Origin of the sequence: Amycolatopsis sp. NBC_01480, from assembly GCF_036227205.1 — a bacterium.
Taxonomy (GTDB): domain Bacteria; phylum Actinomycetota; class Actinomycetes; order Mycobacteriales; family Pseudonocardiaceae; genus Amycolatopsis.
The window spans coordinates 5,801,956-5,814,625 of sequence record NZ_CP109442.1 but is presented as its reverse complement, the minus strand read 5'-3'; the positions used below and the strand labels follow the sequence as shown (position 1 = coordinate 5,814,625).

At 69.6% G+C, this 12,670-nt stretch carries 16 protein-coding genes; 7 read left to right on the top strand and 9 right to left on the bottom strand.

All coding sequences use genetic code 11. From position 1 onward, the window contains the following. The 3 genes from OG371_RS27850 to OG371_RS27840 all read right to left on the bottom strand — a co-directional run bounded on the left by OG371_RS27850 (position 1) and on the right by OG371_RS27840 (position 2,267). On the bottom strand, positions 1–591 hold the full coding sequence (locus OG371_RS27850; protein ID WP_329058170.1) for a class F sortase: 591 nt from the start codon (positions 589–591) through the stop codon (positions 1–3). Further along, positions 588–1,382: a choice-of-anchor P family protein gene (locus OG371_RS27845; protein WP_329058169.1), complete on the bottom strand. Its 795-nt coding sequence runs from the start codon at positions 1,380–1,382 to the stop codon at positions 588–590. The genes OG371_RS27850 and OG371_RS27845 overlap by 4 nt, the downstream gene beginning before the upstream one ends. Positions 1,383–1,916: 534 nt before the next feature. Beyond that, entirely contained in the window at positions 1,917–2,267 is a 351-nt protein-coding gene (locus tag OG371_RS27840) for a winged helix-turn-helix transcriptional regulator (RefSeq protein ID WP_329058168.1), read from the bottom strand. 89 nt (positions 2,268–2,356) lie between these two features. Here OG371_RS27840 and OG371_RS27835 point away from each other — a divergent pair, with 89 nt between their 5' ends. The 3 genes from OG371_RS27835 to OG371_RS27825 all read left to right on the top strand — a co-directional run bounded on the left by OG371_RS27835 (position 2,357) and on the right by OG371_RS27825 (position 4,786). Beyond that, on the top strand, positions 2,357–3,181 hold the full coding sequence (locus OG371_RS27835) for a polysaccharide deacetylase family protein (protein WP_329058167.1): 825 nt from the start codon (positions 2,357–2,359) through the stop codon (positions 3,179–3,181). Further along, positions 3,178–4,104, top strand: a complete 927-nt coding sequence (locus tag OG371_RS27830; RefSeq protein WP_329058165.1) for an NmrA family NAD(P)-binding protein — start codon at positions 3,178–3,180, stop codon at positions 4,102–4,104. The genes OG371_RS27835 and OG371_RS27830 overlap by 4 nt, the downstream gene beginning before the upstream one ends. 61 nt (positions 4,105–4,165) lie before the next feature. Next, a complete protein-coding gene (locus OG371_RS27825; RefSeq protein ID WP_329058164.1) occupies positions 4,166–4,786 on the top strand; it encodes a class I SAM-dependent methyltransferase in 621 nt (206 codons plus the stop codon). A gap of 4 nt (positions 4,787–4,790) precedes the next feature. On the opposite strand, the gene OG371_RS27820 is transcribed toward OG371_RS27825, so the two are convergent. Next, positions 4,791–5,237 (bottom strand): hypothetical protein, encoded by a 447-nt coding sequence (locus OG371_RS27820; RefSeq protein ID WP_329058163.1) that lies wholly within the window; start codon positions 5,235–5,237, stop codon positions 4,791–4,793. A gap of 87 nt (positions 5,238–5,324) precedes the next feature. On the opposite strand from OG371_RS27820, the gene OG371_RS27815 reads away from it, so the two are divergent. Next, complete coding sequence (locus OG371_RS27815) at positions 5,325–6,281, top strand: DUF1152 domain-containing protein (protein WP_329058162.1); 957 nt, start codon at positions 5,325–5,327, stop codon at positions 6,279–6,281. Between the two features lie 134 nt (positions 6,282–6,415). Beyond that, entirely contained in the window at positions 6,416–7,381 is a 966-nt protein-coding gene (locus OG371_RS27810) for an oxidoreductase (RefSeq protein ID WP_329058161.1), read from the top strand. A 44-nt stretch (positions 7,382–7,425) separates the two neighbouring features. Here OG371_RS27810 and OG371_RS27805 read toward each other — a convergent pair whose 3' ends face one another. Beyond that, positions 7,426–8,277 carry a helix-turn-helix domain-containing protein gene (locus OG371_RS27805; protein WP_329058160.1) on the bottom strand — a complete coding sequence of 284 codons (852 nt, stop codon included), beginning with the start codon at positions 8,275–8,277 and terminating at the stop codon, positions 7,426–7,428. A 117-nt stretch (positions 8,278–8,394) separates the two neighbouring features. Here OG371_RS27805 and OG371_RS27800 point away from each other — a divergent pair, with 117 nt between their 5' ends. After that, positions 8,395–9,387 carry an aldo/keto reductase family protein gene (locus tag OG371_RS27800; protein ID WP_329073277.1) on the top strand — a complete coding sequence of 331 codons (993 nt, stop codon included), beginning with the start codon at positions 8,395–8,397 and terminating at the stop codon, positions 9,385–9,387. Here the strand turns inward: OG371_RS27800 and OG371_RS27795 are convergent. Both OG371_RS27795 and OG371_RS27790 read right to left on the bottom strand, forming a co-directional pair. Further along, complete coding sequence (locus OG371_RS27795; RefSeq protein ID WP_329058159.1) at positions 9,374–10,081, bottom strand: CPBP family intramembrane glutamic endopeptidase; 708 nt, start codon at positions 10,079–10,081, stop codon at positions 9,374–9,376. The two genes, OG371_RS27800 and OG371_RS27795, sit on opposite strands and share 14 nt — an antisense overlap. 32 nt (positions 10,082–10,113) lie before the next feature. Beyond that, positions 10,114–10,575, bottom strand: a complete 462-nt coding sequence (locus OG371_RS27790) for a hypothetical protein (RefSeq protein ID WP_329058158.1) — start codon at positions 10,573–10,575, stop codon at positions 10,114–10,116. A gap of 85 nt (positions 10,576–10,660) precedes the next feature. Between OG371_RS27790 and OG371_RS27785 the strand changes: the two genes are divergently transcribed. Further along, complete coding sequence (locus OG371_RS27785; RefSeq protein ID WP_329058156.1) at positions 10,661–11,212, top strand: TetR family transcriptional regulator C-terminal domain-containing protein; 552 nt, start codon at positions 10,661–10,663, stop codon at positions 11,210–11,212. Positions 11,213–11,238: 26 nt separating this feature from the next. Here OG371_RS27785 and OG371_RS27780 read toward each other — a convergent pair whose 3' ends face one another. Then, entirely contained in the window at positions 11,239–11,826 is a 588-nt protein-coding gene (locus OG371_RS27780; RefSeq protein WP_329058155.1) for a TetR/AcrR family transcriptional regulator, read from the bottom strand. Positions 11,827–12,244: 418 nt separating this feature from the next. Beyond that, the gene (locus tag OG371_RS27775; RefSeq protein ID WP_329058154.1) at positions 12,245–12,592 is read right to left on the bottom strand and encodes a hypothetical protein; all 348 of its coding nucleotides are present in this window, start codon (positions 12,590–12,592) and stop codon (positions 12,245–12,247) included. Between the last annotated feature and the right edge of the window lie 78 nt (positions 12,593–12,670).

Here is a 12,670-nt window from a genome sequence, read left to right as displayed (position 1 = left end):
TCAGGTGTCGAGCGAGCCGTAGACGATGATGTTGTCCAGGTAGCTGTGCGCCGAGGCGTCGAACGCGCCGCCGCAGGTGATCAGCCGGATCTCCGGCGCGGTGGTGTTGCCATATACGGCTTCGGTGGGGAACGACTGCTTCGCGATCTGGTCCACCTTGCTCACGGTGAAGGTGGCCTTCGAGCCGTCCTGGCGGCCGACCACGATCTGGTCGCCCTTCTTCACCTCGTGCAGACGCCAGAAGATGCCCTTCTGGTGGTTGCCGTCGATGTGCCCGAGCACCACCGCGGGGCCGACCTGGCCCGGCGTCGGGCCGTAGGAGTACCAGCCCGCCTGCAGCGGCTGGTCGACCGGCGGCACCTGCACCGTCTTGTCGGCGTTGAGGCCGAGCGGCACCAGCGAGGAGTGCGCGCCGATGCTCGGCACGTCGACCGACACCGGGACCGAGCGCGGCAGCCCGGCGGCCGGGGCGGCGGCCGCGGCGGGCGCGGGCGCGGGCTGTGCTGTTTCCGATGAGCCGCAGCCGAGCAGCGCGAAGTTCGCGACGAGGGCCAGCAGCAGGGCGAAGAGCCCGAACCGGGAACGGGTCACTGCTCGGTCACCGCGGCCAGGGTGCCGTCACCGGTCTCCGGCGCGCCGGCGGGCACGACGGTGACCTGGCCCGGGCCCTGGGCCGGCGGCTTCGCGGGCGCGGTCGGGGTGGTGACCACGGCCGGCGCGACCTTGCCGCAGGTGGACGAGGCGAGCACGATGTCGCCGCTGCCCAGCGCGCCGAGGGTGGTGCCGCCCAGGAGCTTCACGTGCAGCGCGTTGACGGTGAGGCTGCCGTCGGCGTGCTTGATCTGCTCGTTCACGATCACCTGCACGATGCCGGGCACGCCGATCTTCTGGTTCGGGCCCGAGCCCACCGGCAGCTTGCCGATCCGGCCGAGGTCGAGGTTCGCCAGGTCGGAGGACGCGGTGATGCCGTCGGCCGTCGACTTGCACTCGGAGCTGATCACGCTCGCCTTGGGCGTGCTGCCCGCGAGCGGCGCCAGCACCGGCAGCGTGGCGTCGACGATGGCGGCCTTGGCCTGCACCGGCCCGTCGATCTGCTTCGCGGAGCTGGTCACGGCCTTGGCGGTGACCAGGCCCTTCAGCGGCACGTCCACGACCGAGGCCGAGGTGGGGCCGTCGGTGCTGGACGGCGCGAGCTTGCCCGTCTCCACGGAAATCCCCTTGTTCCCCAGCACCCCGGCCAGCAGGGAGACCGAGGCGGACGCGCCGTAGGCCGACCCGGCCGGCGAATCGGCGGCGACGGCCGAGGGGGCCGAGGTGGCGAGCAGGGCCAGTGCCGGAGCAGCGACCACGAAGGTCCGTCCGCGCAGCAGGGCAGAGCGCATGAATTGTCCTTCCGAACATCAAGAATGGGTCCACCGGCGGATCCCCGAATCCGCGCGTGACCGGACGTAACTGTCGATCACCGGCGAGACTGCGACGCTAGCAAGGGCCCCGGGAATAACAAAACAAGATCATCGGCGCGGGCCGCCGGATCAGCCGCCACAGTGACCACGTTTTCCGCAATTTCACCACTAAAGAGTGATGTAACGCGGCGGCGCCGACGGGATTTCCCTACTCTGAGCCACCGAAACCTGGCCTTGTTCCAGGGATCGCCGCGTCGGCCACTCTGAGGGGTGATCCTGCAATGCGTGACATTCGCACACTTACCGTGATGTGACCGCTACTCGCGCCGGCTTCGTCGAGCGCCGGGAAATCCGCGGAAAAACGGGGCGGCGGTGATCACCCGCAGATAACCGGCGCATCACGGAAATTGTCCACTATGGAGCGTAGACCGGCGTTTGCAGCGTTCGTCGGCTCCATTACCACAAGGCCACCAGGCCAGGTATTCGAGGGGGTATGGAAGCGCGCCGCGCGATTCAGTCCGTTGTGGACTCTTGGAATCCCGCCACCGCCGCGCCGTGCTCGTGCGCCCACTGGGTCAGCACGGCGATCGGCTGCACCAGGGTCCGGCCCAGGTCGGTCAGCGCGTACTCGACCTTCCCGGCCTCGGCGTGGCGGTCGACCAGGCCGTATCCCCGCAGCCGGCGCAGCGTCTGGGTCAGGACTTTCCGGGAGATGCCGCCGATCAGGTCGACCAGCTCCCCGTGCCGGCACGGTTGGCGGCTCAGCGCGAACAGCACGACCACCGCCCACTTGTCGGCGATGATCTCGATCGCCAGCCGGGCCGGGCAGTCGGCGAGGAAGACGCTGCCGGGGTACTCACGCATGCCCCCGACGGTAGCCCGGCGCCAGGAACCTGGAGGTACCTGCCGGCTCATTAGCGTCCCCGGCGTAAGCCACCGAACAAGGGAAGCGCATGACAGCAGGGATCGGCTGGCCGGGCGGGCGGAAGGTGGCCGCGCTGGTCACCGTCGCGCTGGAGCTGTGGTCGCCGGGGCATTGGCCCGCGTACGCGCCGATGGCCGCGGCGTGGCCGTTGCCCGACGTCGACGACACGCACAGCACGTCCTGGGCGGACTACGGCGTGACCACCGGGATCTGGCGGCTGCTCGACGTCCTCGGCGACCTGCCCGCCACCGTCGGCGTGAACGGGCTGGTGGCCGAGCGGCACCCCGACACCGTCCGGGCCGTGCACCGGGCGGGCCATGAAATCGCCGCGCACGCCTGGGCGCAGGAAATGGTGCCCGCGTTGCTGGACGTCGAGGCCGAACGGGCCGATATCCGCCGCTGCACCGACGTCCTTCGCGACGTCACCGGCGTACGGCCGACCGGGTGGATGAGCCCGCGCGCCACCGGTTCGAAGCACACGGCCGGCCTGCTCGCCGAGGCCGGCTACCGCTGGACCGGCGACCACAGCGACCGCGATCTCCCGCAGGTCCTGTCCACCGCGCACGGCCCGCTGGCCTCCCTCATGCACAGCGACCACTCCGACGTGCGCGACGCGGCGGCCGGCCCGTACGCCTACCGCGACCTGCACCTTGAGCTGCTGAACCAGCTGCTCGCCGCCCCCGGCCCGGGCGTTTTCCACCTGACCGTCCACGCCCACGTCGGCGGCCGGCCGCTGCTCGCGGGCATGGCCGGCCAGATTCTCGACCGCCTCCGGGACTCCGCCGACGTGTGGGTCGCCACCCACGCCCAGGTGGCCGAACACGTCCTGAACCAGGAGAAGGGAAGACGATGACCCACGTCCTGGTCGTCGGCGGCACCGGGGCCATGGGCCGTCACCTGGTCCGGCACCTGCTGGCCACCACCGACGCCCCCCTCACTGTGCCCAGCCGCCATCCGGAGTCCGCCCATGCCACCCGGCTCGCCGCCACGGCGCCCGGCCGCGTGCGACTCGTCGGCGCCGATCCGGCCGACCTCGACGCCTTGCTCGGGCAGGCCGACCGCGTGTTCGCCAACACCGATTTCTTCGCGACGGGCAGCGCGCTCGGTGAGTATCAGCAGGGGCTGCATTTGCTGGCCGCCGCGGAGCGGGCCGGCGTGGACCGCTTCATCTGGTCCTCATTGGACAGTCCGGTGACGCTGACCGGCCACCCGGTCCCCCACTTCGACAGCAAAGCCGCCGTCGCCGCCCACATCGGGCTGATGCGGTCGGAAGAGATGCTCCGCAAGGAGGCCGACGGCTGGTACACCGCCCACGTCTCGGTACTGACCACAGCGCCGTACTACGAGAACCTGCGGGACCGGCTCGCTCCCCGCCCGGACGGCCGGGGCGGCCTGGCTTTCCGGCTCCCCCTCGGCGCCGCTCGCTACCCGCTCGTCGCCCTCGACGACATCGCCTGGTTCGCCGGCCACATGTTCGGCAACTGGCAGTCCTGGGGCAGCCGCGACCTCGCGGTGATCGGCGACAGCCTGACCGGCGCCGAGATCGCCGCCGCCTTCACCCGGGTCACCGGCACCCCCAGCACGTACACCCCGATGCCGCCGGACGAGCTGCACGCCGCCGTCCCCGAGTTCAGCCACGATTACGCGGCCATGTTCCGGTTCTTCGCCGACCGGGACGTCTACGCCCGAGACCGGGACGTCGGCCTCCTGCGTCGCCTGCACCCCGGCTTGATGACCTTCGAGGACTGGCTGCACCACACCGGATGGACGGGCTGACCGTTTGCCGTAATGGCAAGTTTCCTTGCGCTCCGGCCCCGATCGGCCGACGGTGGAGACCATGACCACCGAAAGCACGCAGTTCTGGGAAAACCGTTACCAGCACACGGATCCCAGCTGGGGCACACGGCCCAACGCGGTCTTCGCCGACATCGTCCCAGCGCTGTGTCCCGAGCCCGGCACGGCGCTGGACCTGGGCTGCGGTCACGGAGGCGACGCGCGTTGGCTCGCGGGGCGCGGCTGGCGCGTCACGGCGGTCGACGTGTCGGAGACGGCGCTGGCGCGGATCGTCGAAGCCGCTGAGGCCGACGGGGTGGCCGAGCGGATCTCCGTGGCCTGTCACGATCTTTCCCGCAGTTTCCCGGACGGCACGTTCGACCTGGTGTCCGCCAGTTACTTCCACAGCCCGGTCGAGTTCCCGCGCGAGCGGGTCCTGCGGCGGGCGGCCGAGGCGGTGGTCCCGGGCGGGCTGCTGCTGGTCGTCGACCATGGGTCGGCCGCGCCGTGGTCCTGGAACCGCGAGCAGGTTTTCCCCACGCCACAAGAGACCGCCGACGAGTTGGGGCTGGGGCCGGGCTGGCGCGTCGAACGGCTCGATGCGCCCCGGCGTACCGCCACCGGGCCGGACGGTCAGGTCGCCGAGGTGACCGACAACGTCATCGCGCTGCGCCGTGAGCGGTGAAGGCTCAGCAGGTCACGGCCACGGGCTCGCGCAGGAAAACCGCCGTGCCCTCCGCGAGCACGTCCGCGCGAGTGACCAGCACGTCGATTTCCGCCCAGCGGCGGGCTTCCCGCTCGGGGTCGGGGACCAGCGAGCGGCCGACGAGGGCCAGCAGCGTGTCGATCTCGTAGGCCAGGTCGGCCAGCCGCAGGAACGGCAGGTAGTCGGCTTCGGTGCCCGGACCGTGCCGGCCCGCCCAGGCGCAGGCCCCGTGCCCGGCCGAGCGGCAGACGTCGCGGAGGTTCTCGCGGATCCGCTCCTGACGGTCGACCACGCTGTTCGGCGCGTCGCGGGAGAAGCTGCTCCGGATGTTCCAGGCCACCGAGAGCAGGCAGCGGCCGGCATCGTCCATCGACGTGTTCATCACCGCGACGAGTGTGTCGGTCCCGGCGCCGTCCGCCCGGCCGGACACGCGCGAGGACACCCCAACGAGCGACGTCAGCGGCTCCCTGGGCGGAGACCTGAATTGCCTGGGTCTCGGCCCCCGTAGGCTGGCAAGATGTTCTCCCTGGCCGAACCGCCGCTGTTCGCCCGCCTGAGACCCGCGTCCTCCGTGCTCATCGCCGGGGCGGGCGGCGGCTTCGACGTTTACGCCGGGCTGCCGCTGGCGTTCGCGTTGCGCGCGCAGGGAAAGCGGGTGCACCTGGCGAACCTGTCGTTCAGCGAACTGGCCCCGCTCGACCTGGACGACTGGGTCGCTCCGGGTGTCGCCGCAGTGGGGCCCGAAAGCGTGGGCAGCGAGGACTACTTCCCCGAGCGCACGCTCGCGCGGTGGCTTTCCGAGCAGGATCTGCCATCAACCGTGCACGCGTTCCCGCGCACCGGCGCGCGGCCGCTGCGCGAGGCGTACCGCGCGCTGGTGCAGCACCTCGGCGTGGACGCGATCGTGCTGGTGGACGGCGGCACGGACATCCTGATGCGCGGCGACGAGGCCGGTCTCGGCACCCCCGAAGAGGATATGACCAGCCTCGCCGCGGTGTCCGGCCTGGACGCGGTGGACCGGCTCGTGGTCTGCCTGGGCTTCGGCATCGACGCTTACCACGGCGTCTGCCACGCGCATGTGCTGGAGAACCTGGCCTCGCTGGACCGGGCCGGCGGGTACCTCGGCGCGCTGTCGATCCCGTCGGCCTCACCGGAAGCGCGGGCGTACGTCGATGCCGTCGCCCACGCGCAGGCCGCCACGCCGATGCGGCCGAGCATCGTGAACGGCCAGATCGCGGCGGCGCTACGCGGCGAGTTCGGGGACGTGGCCTTCACGACGCGCACCGAGGGCAGCGAGCTGTTCGTGAACCCGTTGATGGGCCTGTATTTCACCGTCGACCTGCCCGCGCTCGCCGCGTCCGTCGGCTACCTGGCGCAGCTCGAGGACACCGGCACGATGGTCGACGTGATGCTCGCCATCGAGGCTCACCGCGACACCGTCATCCACAGGCCGCGGCGCGTGTTCCCGCACTGATCTCGAGCGACGTGGACAGTCCACACGCGACGCTTGTTCAGCCGGTCCCGGCCCAGACCGTCCTCTTCGGACACCGGATATGGTCGCCCTGCCAGGGCGTGGCTGTGGGCCGCGAAGCTTCTTACGGTTGGGTTATGACCAGTGCACAACAGCCCATCGGCAGCGGATTCGGGCCGGCTTCCACCGTCGGCGACGTCCTGGCCGGTGTTGATCTGACCGGCAAGCTCGCCGTCGTCACCGGGGGATATTCGGGCGTCGGGATCGAGGACGTACGCGGGCTCAGCGCGGCCGGCGCGACCGTCGTGGTCCCGGCCCGGCGCGTCGACGAAGCGAAAAAGGCCCTCGACGACATGGAACGGGTCGAGATCGGCGAACTCGACCTGGCCGATCTCGCCTCGGTGCGGACCTTCGCCGACCGGTTCCTCGACGGCGGTCGCGAAATCGACATCTTGATCAACTGCGCCGGCGTGATGGCCGCGCCGGAAACCCGGGTCGGGCCGGGCTGGGAATTCCAGTTCGCAGTCAATCACCTCGGCCATTTCGCCCTGGCGAACCGGCTTTGGCCAGCCTTGTCCGCCGGCGATGGCGCCCGTGTGGTCGCGTACTCCTCGCGCGGGCACAAGTTCTCCGACATCCGGTGGGACGATCTCGCCTTCACCGGCGGATACGACAAATGGCACGCGTACGGCCAGTCCAAGACCGCGAACGCGTTGTTCGCGCTGCACCTGGACAAGCTGGGCGAAGCGTCGGGGGTGCGTGCTTTTTCGCTCAACCCGGGCGGAATCCGGACGAACCTGCAGCGCCACGTGTCCCCTGCGGACCAGATCCAGCTCGGCTGGATCGACCGGGACGGAAACCACCTCATCCAGTGGAAGTCGCCGCAGGCGGGCGCGGCGACCGCCGCCTGGGCCGCGACCTCGGCGCAGTTGGGTGGAAAGGGCGGCGTTTACCTGGAGGACAACGAGGTCGCCGAAATCGTCGACCCCAGCGCTCCGGACGCCATGAAATCCGGCCTCCACCCGTACGCGGCGGATCCGGCCTCGGCAGCCCGGCTGTGGGACATCTCGGCCGAACTCACCGGCGTCAACGCCTTCGAGTGAGAGCCCCGGGACGCGCGTGCGGCCGCCACACGCGCGCCCCGGCCTCAGCTAGGACGGCGCTTCGCAGTGGCCGCAATCCCTGCCAGCAAGCTAAGCGACTGCGCCGAGGCCGAACCCGGTTCCGCGGAGAAGATGTACAGGATCTGCCCGACCGCGCCGGTCACCGCCAAGGCCTGGAAGTTCACCACGACCTCGCCGACCAGCGGGTTGTTGAACCGCTTCACGCCGTCGGTGCGTTCCGCCACGTCGTGCCGGGCCCACATCGCCCGGAATTCCTCGCTCTTCAGGGAAAGTTCGCCGATCAGGTCGGTCAGATGAGGATCGTCCAATTCGGACCCCACGGTGGAGCGGACCCCGGCGACCGCACCGTGCGCGATCACGGACCAATCGAGGTAAATGTCCCGTGCGGCCGGATCGAGGAATACGTCATGCAGGAGGTTTCGCCCGGGCGTGAACCCCGGGTTCAGCGCCGCGGCGAGGTCGTTAGCCGCGAGCACGTCGCGATGCCGGCCGATGACCACGGCGGGCTGATCCGTCCAGCTCGCGATGAGTTCCGCGAGTCCGGCCCGTACCTTCTCCGGACGGTAGGCCCGCCGTCGGCGCCGGGGCGCGGGCGCGGCCAGCTGCCGCAGGTGGCCGAGCGCGTCCTCGTCCAGTTGCAGGGCCTTCGCGATCGCCTCGAGCACTACCGGGGACGGATTGCGGTCCCGGCCCTGCTCCAGCCGGGCGTAGTAGTGCGGGCTGACCCCGGCCAGCTGCGCGAGCTCCTCCCGGCGCAGGCCGGGCACCCGTCGCGGGCCGTAATCGGGCAGGCCCAGCTCCGCCGGGTCCAGCAGCTCACGCCGCGCCCGCAGGAACGCACCCAGGGGTTTCTCCGTGTCGGCGTGCTCAGGCATACCTCAACGATAAGCCCGCCGGACGCGCTGAAGGGCACCCTGCTGAGGCCTGGCAGACGCGCGAAAAGATCTTAAGCTCGAAGGAGCGGCACCGTGCCGCGGGAATCCGGAGGGATCATGCGTTACCGCAAGCTCGGCAGCTCGGACCTCGAGGTTTCGGAGATCTCGCTCGGGTCGTGGCTGACCTACTCGGGCGGGGTCGCGGCCGACCGGGCCCGGGCCTGCACCGAAGCCGCGTTCGACGCCGGCATCACCTTTTTCGACACCGCGAACGTCTACGGCCGCGGCGCCGCCGAGTCGGTCTGGGGCGAGATCCTGTCCGGCCACAAGCGCGAGGGATACGTGCTGGCCACCAAGGTCTGGGGCCAGATGTCGGACACCGACAGGGGCCTGTCAGGCGCCCAGATCGCCAAGCAGATCGACGCCTCCCTGGCCCGGCTGCGCACCGATTACGTCGACCTGTACCAGGCTCACCGGTTCGACGTCGGCGTGCCGATCGAGGAGACCGTCGAGGCGCTGCAGAAGGTGGTCGAGCAGGGCAAGGCGCGTTATCTCGGCTTCAGCGAGTGGACCCCCGAGCAGATCCAGGCCGCCATCGACCTGGCCGGCCCGGACCTGTTCGTCTCCTCCCAGCCGCAGTACTCCATGCTCTGGCAGGCGCCCGAGGCCGAGGTGTTCCCGCTCTGCGCGGCCAACGGCATCTCCCAGATCGTCTGGTCGCCGCTCGCGCAGGGCATCCTGACCGGCAAGTACCAGCCCGGCCAGCCCGTGCCCGCGGACTCCCGGCTCGCCGACAAGAGCATGAGCGTGTCGATGGACATCGTGTTCAGCGAGGCCGCGCTGGAGGCCGTGCAGCGGCTCGTGCCGATCGCCGCGGACGCCGGCGTGACCCTGCCGACCCTGGCGCTGGCCTGGGTGCTGCGGCGCGGCGAACTCGCGTCGGCGATTGTCGGCGCCTCCCGGCCGGAGCAGGTTCGCGCGAACGTGGCGGCATCGGGGGTCGACCTCAGCGAAGACGTGCTCACCGTGATCGACGAGGCGCTGGGCGACGTCCCGGTCAAGGCCCCGACGCTCGCCGCGTTCGCCACCGAGGGCGTCACCCACCGCTGACCAGCAGGGAGAGAATGCCGCCCACACCGTTGTTGACCGCGTGCACGATGACACCCGGCCACACCGATTTGGTGCGCACCAAGAGGATCCCGTTGATCGCACCGACGATGATCGCGGGAATGAGGGCCAGGTTGATGCCGTGGGCCAGTGCGAAAACGACGGTGCTGCCGAGGACGCTGACCCACGATCCGTATTTCGTGAGCGCGGTGGCGAGCACACCGCGGAACAGGAATTCCTCGCCCAGCGGAGTCAACACGGCAATGCCCAGCAGATACAAGAGGAAAGCCGGTCCACCAGCTTGGGTCGCGGACTGGTAATCGCCCTGGACGTTGTTTCCCGAGCCGTCGCTGAGCAGCCCGTACACAATGCTGGTGGCCTGATTCAGGATGAGCGCGAGCAGTCCGAAGCCGAGGGAAATGAAGATCCAGCGGGCCGGGATCGCGCGGACGTTGAACGCGGGCCAGGCCCGGAACCGGAGGGCGAAAGCGGCGAAAAAGCCGAGCAGGCCCATGACCCCGGAAAGCACGGCGAGGCCGATCCCGCTCGAAGCCGGCGAGTCATGGGTGATGGCGCTGACGATCGGCGGGCCGACGTAGAAGCTCAGGGTGTAGACGATGGCGCCCGCGACGATCTCGGGCCACCCGGCTCGCCGCTTTTCCACGGTCACCTCGACGGTCTTGGCATCCAGGTTCACTTGCAGTTCCTTTCAAATCGGTCAGCGTGAATTCAGGCCAGCGCGCTGATGCCGAGCCCGGCGACGACGGCGACGATCGTTCCCCAGAGCACAATGGAGATCAGCTCCCAGACGATCACCTTGCTCCGGGGCGCGCCGAGCGCGATGAGCGCGGCGGTCGAGATCTGCGTCGGGTGCCCGAGCAGGGCGACGCCGGGCACGCCGAAACGGTCGAACAGTTTCTTCACGCGAGCCTTGCCCGGGGTGGTGGTGCGCTCTTTTCCGCGTGTGGCGCGTTTGCGCACGGAATCGGTGATGAAGGCGATGGCGATCATGATCGCGACGTTGCCGATCACCGCGCAAATGGCCGCGATCACCGGGTGCACCCCGATCACAATGCCGATGACGCTGCCGATGTAGCTCTCGACGAACGGGATCGTCGCGATCAGCGCGACCCCGATCCACTGGAGCGCGCCCGGCCACGAGCCGACGAAGTGCTGCAAGTTCTCGATCATGGGTCTTCTCCCCTGGTTCGGCCGGGCGTCTCCCGCACAGCGTGCGGCACACCGTACCGCACACTGTGCGGATACACTCGACGGCATGGCCACGCGGGAGAAGATCATCGAGGCCGCGCTCCGTCTGGCCGCGGCCGAAGGGCTCAATTCACTGAGCGTGCGAGCCGTCGCCGCGGCGGCGGGGGTCGGTGCGACGACGCTCCGCCACTACTTCCCCACCCAGGCCGAGCTGCATCTTGTGGTCGCCACGGAACTGGCCCGCCGCCCCGTCGACGACCTCGCGATCGCCGACGACCGGCGCGACCCGTCGGATCGGCTGTTCGAGTGCCTGGCCCAGCTCTTGCCACCGGGCGGCCGGCGGGCAACCGTCGAGAGCTGGTTCGAGCTGCACCGGATGTCGGCCCCCGCCATCGCGGAAAGCGCGCAACGGTCACTGGCCGAGCGCGTGCGCCGATGGCTCACCGTTCTCGCCGGCCGTGGCCACCTGCGCCCCGAGGACGTCGATGGTTATGCGTCGTCCGCGCTGGCTCTCGTGAACGGGCTGTACCTGCGGGCGCTTTTCCAGCCTGGGCAAGCCGATCTCGATGCCGCGAAGAACACGATCAGGTGGTTCGCCGAGCGCGTGGTCGACCGGTAGCCCACTCAGTAATGTTCCAGCTCCGCTCAGGCCAGGGCCTGTTTCACAAACCAGCGAAGGGTGTCTTCCGCCCGCCCGAGCGCGGCTTCGTCCGGGTCGAGCAGGAGATTGAGCTGCAACCCGTCCACCACGGTCTCGAACCGGTCCGCCAGCACCTCCGGGCTCTCGCGCAACGCGCACCCGTCGTCGTCCAGCTGCTTGAACCAGCGAGTCGCGATCGAGACCGACTCGGCCTGCCCGGAGTTCACCAGCTCGAGCACCTCGGTGTTCGCATCGGGCCCGACCGCGAGGGTGATCAGCTCGAACCACACTGTGAGGGCGTATTGCCGGTTCTCGGAGTTGGGGAGGAACTGCCGCAAGCTCGTGTACAGCCGCTCCCCCGGGTCCAGCGAGGAATCCCCGATCCAGTCATCACTGAGCGCAAAAGACACCAACCGCTCGGCGACGGCGCGGTAAAGCAATGCCTGCGAGGGAAAGTAGGTCCGCAGCGTCGTCGCCCCCACCCCCGCCTCCGCGGCGACGGACCGCACGCTCAGGCCGCGCAGCCCGTCCGTGCTCGCCAGGCGCGTCGCCACGTCGAGGATGTGCTGTCGCTTGTCGGCATTCCCAACCACGGCATGATCCTATAACCCGGCGATCCACTCGGGGCGCGGCGCAACCATACACAGCTGGTCGAAGCCACGAGTCAGGCCAGTTTAGCTACGAAACCCTTGGCGGCGTGGAAAAACCGACCTCTCCTTTGTCATGCTCGTCGACGCGGCAAGCTGACCGCACCCTCACAAATCCAGTGCCTCCGTCGGAGTCAGCCGCGCCGCGCGCATGGGCGGGTAGGCCCCCGCTGCCGAAGATCGGTAGCACTGGCACCTGCCCGTCCCGGTGGGATTCATTCGGCGGCGAGTTCGGCCAGCAGCTGCTCGATCCGGTCACGTTCGAACGGGCTGTCGAATTTTCCGGCGAGTTCGAGCGCGGTCCGGGCCTGCCGCACCGCCGCGGCCGGCGAGCCGGCACGATGCCGAGAGCGGTCTGAAGACGTCAGGCGAGGTCTTCGAAGGAGTCTTCACCTGGGCGCCAGCACATCCATCGTCGGTCGGTGAAGCCGTTCAGTATCGCGATCTCGGGTCCGACGAGTTCGGAGCGCGTCGGATGCAGTGTGAGATCGCCGCTGTCGAGTTCGATCCGCAGGCCGATCCCGGTGGCTTCCTGCGTGTGCAGCACGGTTCCCGGGATCAGTGCACGCAAGGCGTCCGCGTAGCCCGGAAGGCCGTCGGTGACCGTGTGGCCCGAGATCGTCACGGCAGGCAGGGCGTCGCAGTTGAGGATGGGCATGTCCTCAGCAGGGCCGTCGAAACGCAACTGGACGTAGTCCAGCACGAATTGCACGCAGAAGAGGCGGAACCCGACCAATCGTCCGAGCAATCCGTTGGGCTCGTACCCGGGACTCCCGTCTGCCATGCCGTC

Excerpts from the sequence above, each read along its gene's own strand:
- OG371_RS27800 (WP_329073277.1), top strand. The coding sequence starts at position 8,395 with ATGCGTTACCGCAAGCTCGGCAGCTCGGACCTCGAGGTTTCGGAGATC.
- OG371_RS27835 (WP_329058167.1), top strand. The coding sequence starts at position 2,357 with ATGACAGCAGGGATCGGCTGGCCGGGCGGGCGGAAGGTGGCCGCGCTG.
- OG371_RS27785 (WP_329058156.1), top strand. The coding sequence starts at position 10,661 with ATGGCCACGCGGGAGAAGATCATCGAGGCCGCGCTCCGTCTGGCCGCG.
- OG371_RS27810 (WP_329058161.1), top strand. The coding sequence starts at position 6,416 with ATGACCAGTGCACAACAGCCCATCGGCAGCGGATTCGGGCCGGCTTCC.
- OG371_RS27815 (WP_329058162.1), top strand. The coding sequence starts at position 5,325 with ATGTTCTCCCTGGCCGAACCGCCGCTGTTCGCCCGCCTGAGACCCGCG.
- OG371_RS27825 (WP_329058164.1), top strand. The coding sequence starts at position 4,166 with ATGACCACCGAAAGCACGCAGTTCTGGGAAAACCGTTACCAGCACACG.
- OG371_RS27845 (WP_329058169.1), bottom strand. The coding sequence starts at position 1,382 with ATGCGCTCTGCCCTGCTGCGCGGACGGACCTTCGTGGTCGCTGCTCCG.
- OG371_RS27830 (WP_329058165.1), top strand. The coding sequence starts at position 3,178 with ATGACCCACGTCCTGGTCGTCGGCGGCACCGGGGCCATGGGCCGTCAC.
- OG371_RS27790 (WP_329058158.1), bottom strand. The coding sequence starts at position 10,575 with ATGATCGAGAACTTGCAGCACTTCGTCGGCTCGTGGCCGGGCGCGCTC.
- OG371_RS27840 (WP_329058168.1), bottom strand. The coding sequence starts at position 2,267 with ATGCGTGAGTACCCCGGCAGCGTCTTCCTCGCCGACTGCCCGGCCCGG.
- OG371_RS27805 (WP_329058160.1), bottom strand. The coding sequence starts at position 8,277 with ATGCCTGAGCACGCCGACACGGAGAAACCCCTGGGTGCGTTCCTGCGG.